This is a genomic window from Flavobacterium glucosi (assembly GCF_048286535.1).
Lineage (GTDB): Bacteria > Bacteroidota > Bacteroidia > Flavobacteriales > Flavobacteriaceae > Flavobacterium.
In genome coordinates, this window is the sequence record NZ_JBLVPK010000004.1 from 37,294 (window position 1) to 53,367 (window position 16,074).

At 34.0% G+C, this 16,074-nt stretch carries 14 protein-coding genes and 3 tRNA genes; 8 read left to right on the plus strand and 9 right to left on the minus strand.

Annotated features, from left to right (window positions below):
• Positions 1 to 119: 119 nt before the first annotated feature.
• The 3 genes from ACNQGD_RS08280 to ACNQGD_RS08290 all read left to right on the plus strand — a co-directional run bounded on the left by ACNQGD_RS08280 (position 120) and on the right by ACNQGD_RS08290 (position 428).
• A tRNA-Lys gene (locus tag ACNQGD_RS08280) sits at positions 120 to 192 on the plus strand.
• 37 nt (positions 193 to 229) lie between these two features.
• Positions 230 to 302 (plus strand) — tRNA-Lys (locus ACNQGD_RS08285).
• Positions 303 to 345: 43 nt separating this feature from the next.
• A tRNA-Leu gene (locus tag ACNQGD_RS08290) sits at positions 346 to 428 on the plus strand.
• Between the two features lie 193 nt (positions 429 to 621).
• Here the strand turns inward: ACNQGD_RS08290 and ACNQGD_RS08295 are convergent.
• From ACNQGD_RS08295 to ACNQGD_RS08335, 9 genes are all read right to left on the minus strand, one after another.
• A complete protein-coding gene (locus ACNQGD_RS08295; protein WP_417998970.1) occupies positions 622 to 1,371 on the minus strand; it encodes an SH3 domain-containing protein in 750 nt (249 codons plus the stop codon).
• A gap of 2 nt (positions 1,372 to 1,373) precedes the next feature.
• The gene (locus tag ACNQGD_RS08300; protein WP_417998971.1) at positions 1,374 to 1,832 is read right to left on the minus strand and encodes a J domain-containing protein; all 459 of its coding nucleotides are present in this window, start codon (positions 1,830 to 1,832) and stop codon (positions 1,374 to 1,376) included.
• A gap of 266 nt (positions 1,833 to 2,098) precedes the next feature.
• Positions 2,099 to 3,148, minus strand: a complete 1,050-nt coding sequence (locus tag ACNQGD_RS08305) for an AAA family ATPase (RefSeq protein ID WP_417998972.1) — start codon at positions 3,146 to 3,148, stop codon at positions 2,099 to 2,101.
• Positions 3,135 to 3,485 (minus strand): hypothetical protein, encoded by a 351-nt coding sequence (locus tag ACNQGD_RS08310; protein ID WP_417998973.1) that lies wholly within the window; start codon positions 3,483 to 3,485, stop codon positions 3,135 to 3,137. Before ACNQGD_RS08310 ends, ACNQGD_RS08305 begins: the two co-directional genes overlap by 14 nt.
• Positions 3,486 to 3,665: 180 nt before the next feature.
• Positions 3,666 to 3,953 carry a helix-turn-helix domain-containing protein gene (locus ACNQGD_RS08315; RefSeq protein ID WP_417981271.1) on the minus strand — a complete coding sequence of 96 codons (288 nt, stop codon included), beginning with the start codon at positions 3,951 to 3,953 and terminating at the stop codon, positions 3,666 to 3,668.
• A 102-nt stretch (positions 3,954 to 4,055) separates the two neighbouring features.
• Positions 4,056 to 4,859, minus strand: coding sequence for a hypothetical protein (locus tag ACNQGD_RS08320; RefSeq protein ID WP_417998974.1), 804 nt, complete (start codon positions 4,857 to 4,859; stop codon positions 4,056 to 4,058).
• A 92-nt stretch (positions 4,860 to 4,951) separates the two neighbouring features.
• The gene (locus ACNQGD_RS08325; RefSeq protein ID WP_417981267.1) at positions 4,952 to 5,185 is read right to left on the minus strand and encodes a hypothetical protein; all 234 of its coding nucleotides are present in this window, start codon (positions 5,183 to 5,185) and stop codon (positions 4,952 to 4,954) included.
• Positions 5,186 to 5,203: 18 nt separating this feature from the next.
• Positions 5,204 to 5,404, minus strand: a complete 201-nt coding sequence (locus tag ACNQGD_RS08330) for a hypothetical protein (protein WP_417998975.1) — start codon at positions 5,402 to 5,404, stop codon at positions 5,204 to 5,206.
• 405 nt (positions 5,405 to 5,809) lie between these two features.
• Positions 5,810 to 7,084: a phage integrase SAM-like domain-containing protein gene (locus ACNQGD_RS08335; protein WP_417998976.1), complete on the minus strand. Its 1,275-nt coding sequence runs from the start codon at positions 7,082 to 7,084 to the stop codon at positions 5,810 to 5,812.
• A gap of 748 nt (positions 7,085 to 7,832) precedes the next feature.
• Between ACNQGD_RS08335 and ACNQGD_RS08340 the strand changes: the two genes are divergently transcribed.
• The 5 genes from ACNQGD_RS08340 to ACNQGD_RS08360 all read left to right on the plus strand — a co-directional run bounded on the left by ACNQGD_RS08340 (position 7,833) and on the right by ACNQGD_RS08360 (position 16,012).
• Positions 7,833 to 8,417 (plus strand): RNA polymerase sigma factor, encoded by a 585-nt coding sequence (locus tag ACNQGD_RS08340; RefSeq protein WP_417998977.1) that lies wholly within the window; start codon positions 7,833 to 7,835, stop codon positions 8,415 to 8,417.
• Between the two features lie 92 nt (positions 8,418 to 8,509).
• Positions 8,510 to 9,463: a FecR family protein gene (locus tag ACNQGD_RS08345; RefSeq protein ID WP_417998978.1), complete on the plus strand. Its 954-nt coding sequence runs from the start codon at positions 8,510 to 8,512 to the stop codon at positions 9,461 to 9,463.
• Positions 9,464 to 9,524: 61 nt separating this feature from the next.
• Complete coding sequence (locus tag ACNQGD_RS08350) at positions 9,525 to 12,971, plus strand: SusC/RagA family TonB-linked outer membrane protein (RefSeq protein WP_417998979.1); 3,447 nt, start codon at positions 9,525 to 9,527, stop codon at positions 12,969 to 12,971.
• 14 nt (positions 12,972 to 12,985) lie between these two features.
• Positions 12,986 to 14,416, plus strand: coding sequence for a SusD/RagB family nutrient-binding outer membrane lipoprotein (locus tag ACNQGD_RS08355; RefSeq protein ID WP_417998980.1), 1,431 nt, complete (start codon positions 12,986 to 12,988; stop codon positions 14,414 to 14,416).
• Between the two features lie 24 nt (positions 14,417 to 14,440).
• Positions 14,441 to 16,012 carry a calcineurin-like phosphoesterase C-terminal domain-containing protein gene (locus ACNQGD_RS08360; protein WP_417998981.1) on the plus strand — a complete coding sequence of 524 codons (1,572 nt, stop codon included), beginning with the start codon at positions 14,441 to 14,443 and terminating at the stop codon, positions 16,010 to 16,012.
• Positions 16,013 to 16,074 lie beyond the last annotated feature (62 nt).

The following is a 16,074-nucleotide window of genomic DNA, read 5'->3' on the forward strand; positions in this document are numbered from 1 at the left end:
AACCTTACAAATTAAGGTGTTGAGTAATTTTGTTTAAAAAAGACAAATTTATAATAAAATTGCTTGGAAAACTCCAAAAAAAGTCCTTATATTTGCACCCGCATTCAAGGAAAGAATTTGACTCGATAGCTCAGTTGGTAGAGCACATCACTTTTAATGATGGGGTCCTGGGTTCGAGCCCCAGTCGGGTCACAAATTTGTGATCAACACATAATTTCCTTGATGCATTGACTCGATAGCTCAGTTGGTAGAGCACATCACTTTTAATGATGGGGTCCTGGGTTCGAGCCCCAGTCGGGTCACAAAAGGTCGAGTAATTTTATTACTTGGCCTTTTCTTTTTTAAGGCCACGTGGAGAAACGGTAGACTTGCCAGCTTGAGGGGCTGGTGCTCGCAAGGGCGTGTGGGTTCAAATCCCACCGTGGTCACTTTTAGAACAAAAATAAAATCCTAACTACTTATTTATTAAGCTATTAGGATTTTTTAATTTTAAATCTGTATTATTTCTGTATTTTAATGTTTTGCAAGCTTGTTTTTTTGTTATTTTTCTTCTATCAACTAAATTCAAATTATAATCTATTTTACTTAATTCAAATATAGTGGTTTGCAGAAAAGATTGTATTAATTATTAAACTGTGCTTCGTTAATGTTTTTTGAAGAGAATGTTGATTTTCGATTTTTATCATATTTGGCAACGACTATGTCTAATGAAAGCTCGAAATAAGGAAGAAATTTTTTGCCGTCAGAGCTTTTTTCAATGTTAAAATCAAGCTGATTACTACCGATTTCATATTGGGCATTTCTCATAAATTTGCCATAACATTGATTGTCTACTATTTTTTGCCTCCAATCTTTACCATAAGCAATTTTTAAATAATAAATCCCTTCCGGTATATTTCTCAAATGATATGTTTCATTATTTCGAATGTATATTATTCTTACGCAAATATCATCATTACTATTACTTCCTTTCTTCATTAGTTTAAGAACTACATCGGTATTTGAACCTACTTTAACTTGTAGATAGTTATCCATTTTATAGTCAAATTTCGGGTCTATGTTTTCACATTCAGGAGTTTGCCCACTTTTGTATTCTTTTTTATTCCAACCGTTATCAGGATTAATTATTAGCATTTGTGAAAAAACATAACCTTCGTTTTCATCAAACTCGATTTTCCACCATCCATTTTCATTTTTTTCAATTACACTGACTTTTTCATTTTGATATAAAGTATTTATAATATCATATTCTTTTCCTGCACCACTTCTTACATTTAGTTTGTTTGATGAAACTAAATATTGGTCATTTTCCTGTCCTGAAACTATTGTAAAAGCAAATAGGAATAAAATTAATGTAATTGTTTTTTTCATTTTTAGTTATTATTTTTAAATTTAAGTTCTCCAGAATTGGGTCTAACAACATTTTTTTGCTCATTTAATTGATGGTCTGCATTTACATTTCCGGTTGTTGTTATTTCATTTCGATTTATTAACCAAATTATTATTACTATGACAATAAAAATCATAAGGTTGTAATTGAAAAAAGGTTTTTCAGTAATTGGGGCTTTATACTCTTGCCGATTTGTTGCTTGTTCATTTTGAGTTTTTTTTGAACGAAATTCTTCTTTGTATTTTACATCATATTCAATTTTTTTTTCTTTGTTTGAAAGTGTTTCGTAGGCATTTAAAATAATTTTGAAATTTTGTTCTGAATCGGCTGAACCATTATTCTTGTCAGGATGGTAAATTTTTGCCAGTTTCCGAAAAGCTTTTTTTATTTCAGCTTCATTTGCTTTGTTTTCAATTTTTAATATTTTATGATAATTTATCAACTTGTTTAAATTTTATTAATTATTAAAAATGAATTGGCACACTAAATAATCAGTTGATACCAATAGTTTATCATTAGTTTTAAATCTTTAGTAAACAAAGCTAATTTGTGAAAAACTCAATTCCTTACGGTTTTCCACATTGCGTGTTTATTTATATTAATTCTTAATAACTTATTGATTTTTAATTACATAATGGAGTTATTTTAATGTTCACGGCGTTCATGTTGTTCAAGGTATGAACAGTATGAACATCGTGAACACTAACTTTACAGTTTTAAATATTTGTTTACTGCACCCAATGAAATTCCCATCTCGGAAGATATAGCCCTTTGGCTTTTGCCCTCCTGACTTAACTCTTTTACTCGTGAAATAATATTGCTTTTGTCTTTCTCTGTATATTGCTTTAGGTGTTCACGTTCATTTCCCAGACTAACAAACTCAAATTGTAAAAAATTATACTCTTTACTTATTTGACAAACGCAAACATTGTCAGCGTCAAAAACCTGTTCACAATTTCGCTGTTTTATTTGCTTTATGTAGCGGATTTGCTTGTCCTGGTTGCTCTCTCCAATAGTAAACGAACTATCGCAAAAATTCATTAACATCTTACTTCCTTGTAAATCGTTCTTGGTTATAGGTTTCGATAAATCCCTCTTTGGCGTGTGTGCCAATATTAAAATTGAAAGGAAATATTTAGTTTTCAATTCCTTCAGCTTTTTCATTAACGGCAAAGCTTCCCTTGCTTTCTCGTTGTCGCTTTTCAAGTAAGTAATGTTATCAATTATCAATACTCTTGAGTTGGAACTTAATATACCTTTCTCAATCGATAGTATAAGATAGTCATCAAATGTTACATCTTTTGGCAACTCTAAATCGGGGTTTATTTCAACCCTTAAGAAATTGTCATCGAAGTCGTAATTATCTGTATAATCTTTAGAATATCTATTTTGGAACTGCTTGTCTGATAGTTCAAAATCAAAGTATAAAACGGGCTGTTTTTCGGTTTCGATAGCGAAGCTTTTTATTTGTTCTCCTTTGCTTATACTATTTCCAATTTGAACCGCTAAAATGGATTTCCCCAAATTTGTGTCTGCAAATAAAATACATAATTCTCCCTCATACCATAACTGACTAAAAAGCATTTTCGGAATAGGTCTGCTCTTTGCTTCTTCAATCCATTGGTTGGCTGTTTTTATAGTAAACAAACCGTGTTTCGCTTCCGTTAGATTAACCGTTCTTTCTATTGTCACACTATTTACAGCTTTATCAATTGCCTTGCTTAAATCGATTTTTTTTGGTGTTTTAGTTTCTATCATCAAATAGATTTAATTGATTTATATCTGACTTTTTAAGTCGCTCAAATTCTGCGGGGTTGGTGCTTAAAAACTGTACGTATTCGCCGGTATAGTCACATTGAAACTTATCCGACGAAGCCACTAAATTATAATTGTTTTCGAGTTCAACTTTATACCGAGTTCCTGCTTCAACAGGAATGATTAAAGCCTTACAAATCGCATTGTTAGAAGTCGTCACATATTTCAGCCCTAAGTAATAGCGTTTCAATTCGGGCAATTTTAAGATAGTTTCAAAAGCAAGGTTCGAACTTTCTATAATTTCTTTACGAATTAACAATACTGCATCCTTATTTTTCATCGTAACAGATTATTAGCGTTAATACGTACTATCAAACTAATAAGCAAATCATCATGAATCGGTTCGCATGGTTTCAGCCCTTTTAAAAGGAATTTTAATTGCCTTTGACAGTTATTTAGCTTATCTTCGCTTTGGTCTTTTAAAGCGGTGTCGGAGGTGTTTAGTATCTCTTTCATCGCTTTATTTTTTTAAAGGTGTGATAGTTGCCAGTAATTCGCTCCTTTTATAATAGCATTTATTTGCGAATTTGTAAACGATTATTTTTCCTTTGTTCTGCCACCTCCATAGACTCGATGCATCAATTTGAAGGAAGTCTAAAACTTGCTCCCTACTCATTAAATCATCGTTGGCGGTTTGCGTGTTCTGGTTTTTTTGAAAGTCTTTGAGTTTCATGTCAAATACGTTTCCGATTAAGTCCGTCAATTGCTCGGTGCTTAAATTTTGAAGTAAGATTGAATTTGTGTTCATTTTTGCTAATTTTTTTTGAATTATGTTTAGCAAAAATATTGATATTTAAAATCTAATGCATTGATTTGCAATTGTTTATAGTTGTCTCAATTGTCTGAACAACTACAAACAATTATTATTCTGGAAAATTCCACTTAATTCAGATTTTACAGTTTTGTAATCATTATCATTTAAAAAATATGGGTCTTGTATCTTCACTCCACTTGGTTCAAAATGTCTATCGATTCCCGATGTTCTTATATTTTTAATTCCTTTTAATAATAAAACAAAATGCTTACGGCTTTTTGTTCTACTGCTCATGCTATAACTGATAATTTTATATTCTTGATGCAGTAAGTATATCAGAAAAGCCATTTCTTTATCATTATACTCTTTGCATTTTTCTTGAATACTATTTATTATTTTAATATTTATTTTATCAATAAAAAAATCTTTAAATACTGTTTGGGCTTTTATTTTATCCGATTTGTTAATTACAATTTGCGAAGGAGTTTCGAGTTCTGATTTTTTGGTTTCTAAAAACGAAATTATTTTAGGAAAAATCAATCTTGTTTGTTTTATTTTTTTTTCAATCACTATTTTTGATTCGGATGTACGGGACGTTTCCACAATATCTTTGTAAATTTTATAATAATAGTCATCATTTTCATCTGCAAAAATGAAATCATACACTTCTTGAGATATGGTAAACGACTTTAAATTTATTCCAAATTCAACCCTCCAGAATCTATTAAATATTTTATCTATTGGAAAATTCACTAATTTCAAACAGATGTTATAGTTTTCAATTTCGTTAATAATAAAGTCAATTTCTTCAATTTCGTCGTATTCTAAAAAATATTTTTCCCATAATGAAGTGTATTTTTCGTGATATTCTTTAAAGGAATAAATTATTTCTTTGTCCATTTGCCTGTATTTTATATTTTGAACTTATTTAAACCCGTTAGGCATAATCAAATGATTTGATTTTAATTATTCCTAACGGGTTTATCTAGTTGTTAATTAATTGACTCGTTGAGATTAGATAGTGAATTTTCCTCTCTAAATATTTTGATTAATTTCTTTCTAGCACTAACTGTATGAACCGTATTATCAAGGCAATAAATTTGATCATCTGTTAAACCGGCAATCTCACTATTTATTTTTTTTAATTCCTTTTTGAGTTTTTCATATTGCTCAACGTTCGTAACTGTTTTTAAAATCTCTTTTTGAATTTGATTTAGATTGCTCAAGGTTTTGTGTTTTTTAGGTTATTTATTATTATTGTTATTTCTTTTTTTGGCTGCTTTATTCGCTCTGCGTTCCCGCATATTTTCTAGGGATTGTTCTATTTTAGAAAGTTTCTTCGGTTTTACTGTCGGAGCAATAATAAACTGTATCGGTTCTATTTGAGCCAAAATCGATTTTAGAAATTCTACTTGTTGCTCATTAAGTTTAACTGTATATTCCATATTGTTTTTTCTTTATAAATTATTAAAGATTAATATTAAGGTAGGAGGTTATCTATCATTTTACGTCCATCTTTTAACAAATGGAAACGTAAATTAAAGAGAGGGGTGGGTCTAGATTTCGATTTCGATTCCGAAATCTTTTTAAACTTTGCCCTGTTGCTCTTGCTTTACCTCATTAGGCACATTAAATACACTATTCATATCTAATCAATTTGTACCGTTTGACAATCAAAGTAAAAACACATAGATTATCTAAATTTAATTATAGGTCATGAGCACTTTGTTTTACCGTTACGCAATACTTTTATTGTTTTTGTCGATTCGTTGTTGTCTAGGGTTCTATTATTAATTTTGCTTTACCTTTTTTTTATCATTGATTTTACGGAAACTCGTATTTTTAAGACCCTAAAAATAGTTAGTGATTTCCATTGCTAAATCTTTATTACTTTTCCCTATGTAATTCAGAAACATTACCTCGGTGCTGTGGCCGGTTACATAGATTAAATAAGTAGTTGGAATAGTTCCGTAAAAGTTGGAGGCGAAAGATCTTCTTCCGATATGAGAGGATACCAAGTCACATTTTCTGTACTCTTTGGTTACTTTTCTATAAATTTTAGGTTCGTTTTCGTCGTCGTTTTCAACTTCAATTTTTTTACTTCCAATTACGGTTTGAGTAATTTCAGCAAGTTCACAAACTACTTTGATGTAGTCATTATACTTTTGGTCTGAAATAGCATAAGGAAAGTTGCCGTTTCTTTTGGCGAGTATCTCTATAACTTTCGGGTGCAATGGCAAAGTCATAATCTTACCCGTTTTCTTTTGTGTAAATTCAATCAAACTTTTACCATTTTCAACACGTATCATTTCTTTGGTAAACCTCATAAAATCGGAAATTCTTTGAGCCGTGTAGCAGGAAATAATTAACCAGTCTTTTGCGTTTTCTAAACTCTCTGTTAATTTGGATTTCTCTATATTTTCTATTACTTTAATCTCTTCAAAGGTTAAGAAGATATTAGAGGCTTTCTCCCGTGGAAAACTCAATTTATCGAGTTCCAAACTTGTTTCAATTCCTTTGCTTTTTGCATCAATACAAATCGTTTTAACCTCAGCAAAATCTCTTTGTGTAGTTATTCTACTGTATTTCTCACTTTCGCAATAATCCGAAAATTCAAGCTTAAATCTTTTGTTTACGTCTTTTATTAAAATCGGTTTGTTTCTATAAGTTTGGAATCGCTCTAGCTTCTTTTTAAGTACATTAATTTTTCTAATTAAAACTATACTAGGATAATTTTCTTTGTACTTAATATAGTAGTCTACGTACTCAATCAGGTTATTAGGAACTATCTCTATCGGCTTTTCAATTTGTGGATTATAATAATGATTAATTTGAGTTTGTAACCAATCTTTTAATATCTCCTCCGGAGTTGTCATATTGAAACAGTCAATAATAAAATTATCAAGAGCATTAGATAAATTATTTACACGTGTTTGTTCATTGCTTATATCAACATTACCCTTGCTTTTTATTTTACGCTGCTTTGTCCAAAATTCTTTTGTAACTTCAATTTGAGTTTTTGCAGTCCAAATGTAGTTTGTTATTTTATCGGCTGCTTTATGTGTATGCTGAAGCCTAACTTCAAGTTTCGCTTTGCTTCTTACTGAACGATATAAAAAATGCACGGTTGCCATTTGTATTATATTAAGATTTCATAATACAATAATACATAAATCTGTATTATAAAATACAATTTAATGCAATTATTTACTTTTAATTGCAATTATTAAATTTATTAAAAACCTGTTAAGTATTGATTTTATTAATATATTTAAAAATACAAGAATGTAATTGATTTCAAACGATTGCACAAAAGTATTCCCACCGTGGTCACTTTTAAGATTAAAAACATTACCCAACCCCCGCAAAAAAAGGAGTTGGGTTTTTTTATGCTTTATTAAAACTAGACAATTCAATATGAAATTCTTTTTCTAATTTTTCTAAAAAAAAACTTCTAGAAACTGCTTTTTTATTAAAAATAGCTAAAAAAAGGAGTATATCTAAAATTTTCAAAGGGTACAATATAGAATTGTCTAATTGAAGTATAAATGTAATCCGGAATCCTAAAACCGGAAGATAAATCCAAATGGCACGAACATTCCCCAATATATTTTTTCGAATTCTCTTACTCCCTTAATTTAATTGCCAAGTCAACTCTCGGAGGTTCCTTAAAATTTTCTCTGTACTTCTTTGGTCCGCCGGCCTAAAAACATACAGTGTTGCAGACATGATAGAAATCGTACCTAACTAACAACTACACTTTTTTTAACCACTTAACCGGCACAAATCATCGACATTCGTTAACCATAGCTTAAACTCCTTTCGAATCCCAGCAACCCAAAATTGATTTCATTTGTAGCAACTACAAAAAGAATGAAAACAACACTATTGCTATTATCGGATACAGAACTACAAAAAAAACTGCAGCGCCACGATTCACTAGCCTTTGAAGTCTTGTTTGACCGATATTGGAAAAGATTGTATTGCTTTGCTTTTAAAATCTATAAAGAAGAAGTCATTTGCGAAGATATTGTTCAGGAAATATTTATCAGTCTCTGGGAAAAATCTACCAATACCACCATTAAAAATTTAGAAGGCTACTTACTCCGAGCTGTCAAATACAAAGTCGCCAATCACATTCGGGATTTAAAATTCGATTCCGGACATCTTGAAATACTCCAAAACATTCCACATCCTTCTAAAACGGACAAACATTTAGTATACCAAGAATTTGAAGCCGGAATTTTTCGAGAAATCAAAAAATTGCCTCCCAGAAGTCAGGAAGTATTAATTCTTAGCCGATTGGAACATTACACCAATATTGAAATAGCTCAAAAATTAGGCTTATCGGTCCGCACGGTAGAAAAGCATATCAGCGATGCTTTGAAATTGCTTAAAATGAAGATTGATCCCTATCAATTTTCGGTTTTTATTACGGGAATGTTGCTGCAATGTTAATCTGCTTCCACTTTTGTTAACAAATCTTTAAGACTAGATTTTTTACTACGCAAAAAGAATACAAGCGGGTACTTATAGTAAAAAGACCCATTTTGCAAAAAGAAGACTTCATCACATTAGCCCAAAAATATGCCCAAAATAAATGTTCCTTATCCGAAAAAGAAGCCGTAGAAACCTTCTTCTTAAAACAAACGGAAAAAGAGCAAAACACTATAATCCTTTCTTTAACCGAAGAAAAAAGGAATGCAATACTGCATAAAATAAATAGTGAAATTAATAAGCCTAAAGGAAAACTTCGATCTTTATATTTTAAAACAGCTACAATAGCAGCAATTGTGCTTGTTTTGCTTGGAATTTCTTTCTTGACAACCCAATCAACACGTAAAAATCTCATAACCCAATCCGCTACAAAAGGGGAAATAAAAACACTCTCTCTGCCTGATGGAAGTCAGCTAATACTAAATGCTAACAGTAGCGTCACCTACTCGACTGACTTCATTGACAACCGAAAACTAATCCTCAAAGGAGAAGCGTATTTTAAAGTCGTAAAAAATCCCAGCAGTCCCTTTATCGTCAAAACAGAACAATTTGAAACTAAAGTTTTAGGCACTTCTTTTACGATTAAGGCTTATAAAAATCATCCTAACCAAATAAGCGTTCTCACAGGTCAGGTTGAAGTGAATTCGACAAAAAAAACCCATTGGAAATTAATTCTTACCAAAAACCAACAACTTCACTTTTCAAAATCAATACTTCCTGTTCTTTCAGAAGATACGAAAGAAGATTTTTTGGCTTGGACCAAAAACAGAATGATTTTTAAAAATTCAACTCTTGGTGAAGTGGCAGAAACATTAGAAAACAAATTCGATGTCTCTATACTTTTTGATTCTAATGATTTACGTGAACTCCGAATATCCGGGAAGTTTAAAGAGGAAAACTTGTCCACTATCCTCCAAAGTATTGCAGTGGTAAAACAACTTAAAATAGATTTTATAACCCCAAACAAAATTCATATAAGAGTAAAAAATCAAGATTCAAAACTATGAAGATTCACAAATAAGAGGATTCCTCTTGAACTAAAACAAAAAATATTAAAAAACTATTCTGATGAATTTTAAAATCCAATTTCTAATCCCCTTGAAATTAAAAAAATGTATTTATTTATTAAGCTGCTTCTTTTTATTTTCTGAAGTTGATGCAGCTTCCTTCGTTTCCAATAAAGAGCCCGGAAATTTATCTCTGGATCTAAGAGAAGTGGGAATCATAGAAGTATTTGACATTTTGGAAAAAAAAACAAACTATACCTTCCTTTTTGATGAAAAAATCTCCGCCTCAAAACAACGTGTAACTTTGTTGGTAAACAAGCAAAGTATAAACACTATTTTAAGTAAAATTACAGCCAAAACAGGTTTCCTATTTAATCGAATTAGCAATACTATTTCTGTTACCAAATCCCCTTCTATCCAGCAGCTCATCCGCGGAAAAGTGAATGATTCTCATGGGTTACCTTTACCTGGAGCAACCGTTTTAGAAAAAGGAACTACAAACAGCACTACAACTGATTTTGATGGGAATTTTAGTCTAAACACATCCACTGCTAATGCGATCTTAGTCATTTCCTATATGGGTTTTGATGACAAAGAAGTACCTGCAAATAATTCTGCTTTACAAGTAATCCGCTTAATTGAGAACACCAATGCGCTCAACGAAGTAGTGGTAACTGCATTAGGAATTAAAAGACAGGAAAAACAATTGGGTTTTTCGCAACAAACCATTAGTGCCGATAACTTGGCACAAACCGCTCCGAACAACTGGTCTTCCGGTTTAAAAGGAAAAGTAGCCGGTTTGAATATCGTTTCCTCAGGGTCCGGTCCTTTAAATTCCCAACAAATTACCTTAAGAGGCAATAATTCACTGAATCCCAATGGTAATAATGCCTTAATTGTTGTAGATGGGGTTCCCATCAACAGTAAAATAACCAGTTCAGGATCGGATAGTGCGTATATGGGCAGTGATTCTCCTGTTGATTTTGGCAACGGTATTTCAGATCTTAATCTGGATGATATCGAAAATGTAACGGTCTTAAAAGGTCCTGGAGCAACTGCTCTTTATGGAAGTCGTGCTGCGAATGGCGCTTTAATTATTACCACCAAATCCGGTAAAAAAAATAAAGGTCTTGGAATTAGCTACAACACGGGAATCACTTTTGATGTCATTCAGCGTTGGCCTGATTACCAATATGAATACGGCCAGGGTACCGGAAAATCATTTAACAAAAGTGGTGATCCATATTATTCCTATTTAAGTTCTGCCGATGGAAACAATACAGGTTCTACCAGTAGCGCTTGGGGTCCAAAATTTGACGGACAGTCCTATTTTCAATACGATCCCGTAACACAAACACAGGGAACAGAAAGAACACCTTGGATTCCTTACAAAAATAACATTAAAGATTTTTGGCGTACCGGAACTACTATAAACAATAGCATTACGCTTCAGGGAGGAGATAAAAATGGATCCATGAGAATGTCTATTGGCCATTCAAAAAATGAATGGATTATGCCCAATACTGGATTTGAAAGAATGACAGCCTCTGTAAATGCTGATTATAAAATATCGGATAAAATCAAAATTGCTTCGGTTATCAATTACAACAACAGAGACAGTGAGAATTTACCGAGTACCGGTTATAATAATGGTTCAATCGCCTACTTTACAATTTTCCAAAATCCAAATGTAGATCTCGATTGGTACAAACCCATTTGGAAACAAGGTCAGAATCAAATTCAACAACTACAACCTTTCAGCAGTTACATTGACAACCCTTATTTAATTGCCAATGAAGCAACAAACTCTTTAGCGAGTAATCAAATCGTAGGTAATTTGAATGCCACAATCCAGTTAGCTCCTAATTTAGATCTTTTACTGAGAACTGCTTTAAACACATATCATCAAGATCGCGAACAAAAAAGACCTTATAGCATCAATCGCTATGCAAAAGGATTTTTTAAAACTCAGGATGTTTTTATGCAGGAAGTAAATTCTGATTTTTTATTCACCTATAAAAATAAGCTGTCAGAGCATTTTTCTTTTTCGGCTTCGGCTGGAGGAAATGCTATGAGCTATAAATACCAAAGAATGGATGCCGCTGTTGAAGGCTTGGTCGTTCCTGATGTGTACAAATTGGCAAACGGGGTCAGCACTCCCATCATCAGTGTCAACGACAGTTATAAAAAAGTCAACAGTTTATACGGACTGTTCTCCTTCTCTTTTAAAGATCAAATTTTCTTGGATTTAACCGGAAGAAACGACTGGTCCAGTACGTTACCGGTACAAAACAACTCCTTCTTTTACCCATCGGTAAATACCAGTTTTATTCTTTCTGAAATCTTCAATTTACCTAAATCCTTAGAATATTTCAAATACCGATTATCTATTGCTCAGGTGGGTAACGATACTGATCCGTACAGAACCAGTAAATACTACGATCAATCTGCCTTTGCCAGTTCCGCAGTAGCGCCATCTACGTTGTACAATGCCAATTTTAAACCGGAAATCACCACTAGTTTTGAAACTGGTTTTGAAGGACGATTATTCAAAAACAGAATCAATTTTGATGCAACGGTGTATCAGACAACGACTAAAAACCAAATCATTTCTGTTCCCTTAGACATCACAACGGGATTCAGTTCCGGGATCATGAATTCAGGTGAAGTTCGAAATCGAGGTATCGAACTCACCCTAACCGGAAAAATCGTCAATATGGATAAATTTAAGTGGTCTACAACCCTAACCTGGTCTAAAAACTGGAATCGCGTAATGGAACTTGCCGATGGCATTCAGGGTCAACAAACCATTGGGTCAGGAGGTACAGCAACTTTAATTGCTAAAGAAGGTGGTACAACAACCGCTATTTACGGGTATGGTTTTGTACGCTCTCCTGACGGACAAATTGTATATGACAATGCGGGCTTGCCAGCTTATCCGGATGAAATTCAATACATAGGCGACGCGACACCCGATTGGAGAGCAGGATTATACAACAGCTTTAAATTTGGAAATCTAGGTTTAAATATCATGCTGGATGGTCAACTTGGTGGTATAATTTATTCTCAAACGCATCATAAACTATCTGAAATGGGAAAACTAATGTCCACTATGAAAGGACGTGAAGAAGGAGTGATTGTAGGAGAAGGAGTTGTTTTAAATGCAGACGGCACCTATTCCCAAAACACCACTGAAGCACTGACTCCAGACTGGTACGCCCGTTATTACCGTAGAGCCAATATCGAATCCAATGCTTTTGAAGCTTCCTATGTGAAATTGCGAGAAGTAAGTCTGCAATACAGCATCTCATCTGCTTGGCTAAAAAACACAGGCATAACAAGCTTAGATCTATCTGTTTTCGGTAGAGACTTAGCGGTGCTTTCTGACTTTCCTATTTTCGATCCGGAAACGGCAGCCTTAAATGGAGATACTATTTTACCGGGTATCGAAATGGGTCAAATGCCGACTCCGGCTACCTATGGTTTTAACTTAAAAGTGAATTTCTAAACTATTATTTAAAGATGAAAAAGATAAAAATTTTTACTGCAACTTTAGTTCTAATACTGCTGAATTTTGCTTGCACTGGCGATTTTAGTGAACTCAATGAAGATCCAAATCGGATTGCCGAAATAAGTCCGGGAACTTTAATAAACCCCATCATTTATGGTCTGGCTACACACAACGCCAACCGAAGTGCAAGTGTCACTTTCGATTTAATGCAGGTATCGTTACCCTTCCCCAGCGTTTCCGGAGGGCTTCACCGCTATGATTTAAGTCAGGAAATAGGCTATTCCTCCTGGTCAAATTATTACAAATGGCTCAATAACATCAAGGAAATGAAGGCCGCAGCCATTCGGGCAGAAGATCGCAATTATGAAGCGATTGCACTGACGTTAAATGCTTGGGTGTATGCTAACCTTACGGATATTTTTGGACCGGTTCCCATGACCGAAGCCGTAAGTGGAGAGGAAGGCAATCTCTACCCGGCATTTGATTCTCAGGAATTGATTTACACCACGATTTTAGCTGATTTAGAGCGAGCCAATATCCTGTACAATACCGCTACTCCAATGATTTATGCCAGTGACATCCTCTTTCAAAACAATGTCACTAAATGGAGAAAATTCACTAATTCCCTTCGAATGCGTTTGTTGTTGAGAATCTCCAACCGTACAGAAACCAATTCTTTTCAAAAATTGGCAACGATGATTCAAAATCCAACACAATTTCCTGTTTTTGAAAACACATCCGAATCTGCCATCCTGAAAGTTACTGGAGTAACCCCTAATGTGTCTCCTTGGGGAAGACCGCAGGATTTTAGTTTAAACGTAAAAATAGCTTCCTTTTTTATAGACAATCTCAACACTATGACTGATCCCCGAAGAACAGTTATTGCAGGTCTTGCCCGAGACTTGAATAATGTTTCCATAGGCTACAAAGGAATTCCAAGTGCGTATGCTGGTGCTGAATCTCAGTTTGCTTACAATGCGTCTACTTTTAATGCCGCTCAGATAACCAATCCAATGAATATTTTCTTGATGACTTATGCCGAAGTAGCCTTTATAAAAGCCGAAATGGCACAAAGAGGATTCACTACGGATGCCGAATCGCATTATAAAAAAGGAGTTCAGGCAGCCATGGAGCAATTGGGAGCCCAAATACCCACTACTTATTTCGAAAATTCTGTAGCGGCTTATGATGGTACTTTAGAAAAAATCATGCTTCAAAAGTATTATGCACTTTATTTTATTGATTACCAACAATGGTTTGAATACCGTAGAACAGGATTTCCTATTCTTCCAAAAACGACTGCCATGCAAAATAATGGACTCATGCCTTCTCGTTTTTTCTATCCAACCAGCATTCAAATCAACAATCAGCAAAATTACCTCAAAGCAGTAGAAATGTTGGGTACAGATGATATCAACACTAAAGTTTGGTGGGACAAATAAAATCTTAATTAAAATTAATAAACGATGAGAAAATCAACATTATCTATTTGTGCTTTGCTATTTTCAATAGGAACTATGGCACAAACCAACGTTCAGGGCTTTGTTTTTGAAGACCACAATCAAAACGGCAAAAAAGAACGAAATGAAAAAGGAATTGCCAATGTTTCCGTAACCAATGGTCTGGAAGTGGTTCTCACCGATGAAAAAGGCAAATACATCCTGCCTATTAGTGACGATGCGATCATAGCCGTTATAAAACCCGCCAACTATAAAGTAGGCATAAATGAAAATAATCTGCCTCAGTTTTTTTACAATCACAAACCCAAAGGTTCTCCTCTGTCAAAATTTAAAGGAGTGAATCCAACGGGAAAACTACCTAAATCAGTTGATTTTGGTTTGGTTCCTCAACAGGAAAATCAAGAGTTTACAGCCCTTATTTTTGGAGATCCGCAACCTTACACTCAAGCGGAAGTCGACTTTTTTGCCAAAGGAATTGTCGCTGAAGTAGAAGGAATTAAAAATGTCCCTTTCGGATTGAGTTTAGGCGATTTAGTGGGAAATGATCTTTCTCTTTTCAATCCATATATTAAAGCGGTAAAAAAAGCGGGGATTCCGTGGTACAATTTACTAGGAAACCACGATCTTAATTTTGATGCCACCGCAGACGAAATGGCCGATGAAACTTATGAAGCGCATTTTGGCCCTGCCAATTACGCCTTCAATTATGGGAAAGTGCATTTTATAGTAATGGATAATGTGCTCTATCCCGATCCCCGAAATCAAAAAGGGTACTGGGGTGGTTTTACACCAAATCAGTTGCAGTTTATTGCCAATGATTTGAAATTGGTTCCAAAAGAGTATTTAATAGTGTTGGCTTTTCACATTCCGATAAGTGAAACCGAGGGTGATTCATTTAGAGATGCGGATCGAGAGAAACTATTTCATTTATTAAAAGATTTTCCAAATACTCTTTCTCTTTCTGCTCATACCCACATTCAACGCCAAGATTACTTTGGCAAAACCGAAGGCTGGTTGCAGGAAAAACCACACCATCATTACAATGTTGGAACGACTTCCGGAGATTGGTATTCCGGAAAACTGAATTCCGAGGGGGTTCCTGTTTCGACCATGCGCGATGGAACGCCAAAAGGATATGCTTTTATTAATTTCAAAGGAAATCAATACAGTTTGGATTATAAAGTAGCGGGTCAACCTAAAACCTACCAAATGGACGTTTTCGCGCCCAAAGTAGTTGAAAAAGGCCGGTCTACCCGATCCGGAATATATGTAAATTTCTTTATGGGAAGTAAAAATGACACTCTTCAATACCGCGTAGACCAAGGCGAATGGAAAACAATGGAGTATGTAGAGGAAATAGATCCTTCCTATGCGAATGAGGTTTATGAATGGGATTTAACTGAAGAATTATTTCCAGGAAGACGCTCGTCAAATCCTATCGAAAGCAAGCATCTTTGGAAAGGAAAAGTTCCGACAAATCTGGAAATAGGAATACATACTATCGAGATTAAAGCAACCGATCAATTCGGAAAAACCTACACCGAAACAACTTCCTACCGTTTAGAGAATCAGAAATAAGTTTTTTTTTTAAAGGCTCGCTAAAGATTTTAATCCAGGCGAGCCTTTTTTTATCCCTCTAG

Bases quoted from the DNA above. Each gene is read 5' to 3' on its own strand.
- ACNQGD_RS08320 (WP_417998974.1), bottom strand. From the start codon at position 4,859: ATGGACAAAGAAATAATTTATTCCTTTAAAGAATATCACGAAAAATAC.
- ACNQGD_RS08330 (WP_417998975.1), bottom strand. From the start codon at position 5,404: ATGGAATATACAGTTAAACTTAATGAGCAACAAGTAGAATTTCTAAAA.
- ACNQGD_RS08295 (WP_417998970.1), bottom strand. From the start codon at position 1,371: ATGAAAAAAACAATTACATTAATTTTATTCCTATTTGCTTTTACAATA.
- ACNQGD_RS08350 (WP_417998979.1), top strand. From the start codon at position 9,525: ATGAATTTTAAAATCCAATTTCTAATCCCCTTGAAATTAAAAAAATGT.
- ACNQGD_RS08355 (WP_417998980.1), top strand. From the start codon at position 12,986: ATGAAAAAGATAAAAATTTTTACTGCAACTTTAGTTCTAATACTGCTG.
- ACNQGD_RS08310 (WP_417998973.1), bottom strand. From the start codon at position 3,485: ATGAAAAATAAGGATGCAGTATTGTTAATTCGTAAAGAAATTATAGAA.
- ACNQGD_RS08340 (WP_417998977.1), top strand. From the start codon at position 7,833: ATGAAAACAACACTATTGCTATTATCGGATACAGAACTACAAAAAAAA.
- ACNQGD_RS08360 (WP_417998981.1), top strand. From the start codon at position 14,441: ATGAGAAAATCAACATTATCTATTTGTGCTTTGCTATTTTCAATAGGA.
- ACNQGD_RS08305 (WP_417998972.1), bottom strand. From the start codon at position 3,148: ATGATAGAAACTAAAACACCAAAAAAAATCGATTTAAGCAAGGCAATT.
- ACNQGD_RS08315 (WP_417981271.1), bottom strand. From the start codon at position 3,953: ATGAACACAAATTCAATCTTACTTCAAAATTTAAGCACCGAGCAATTG.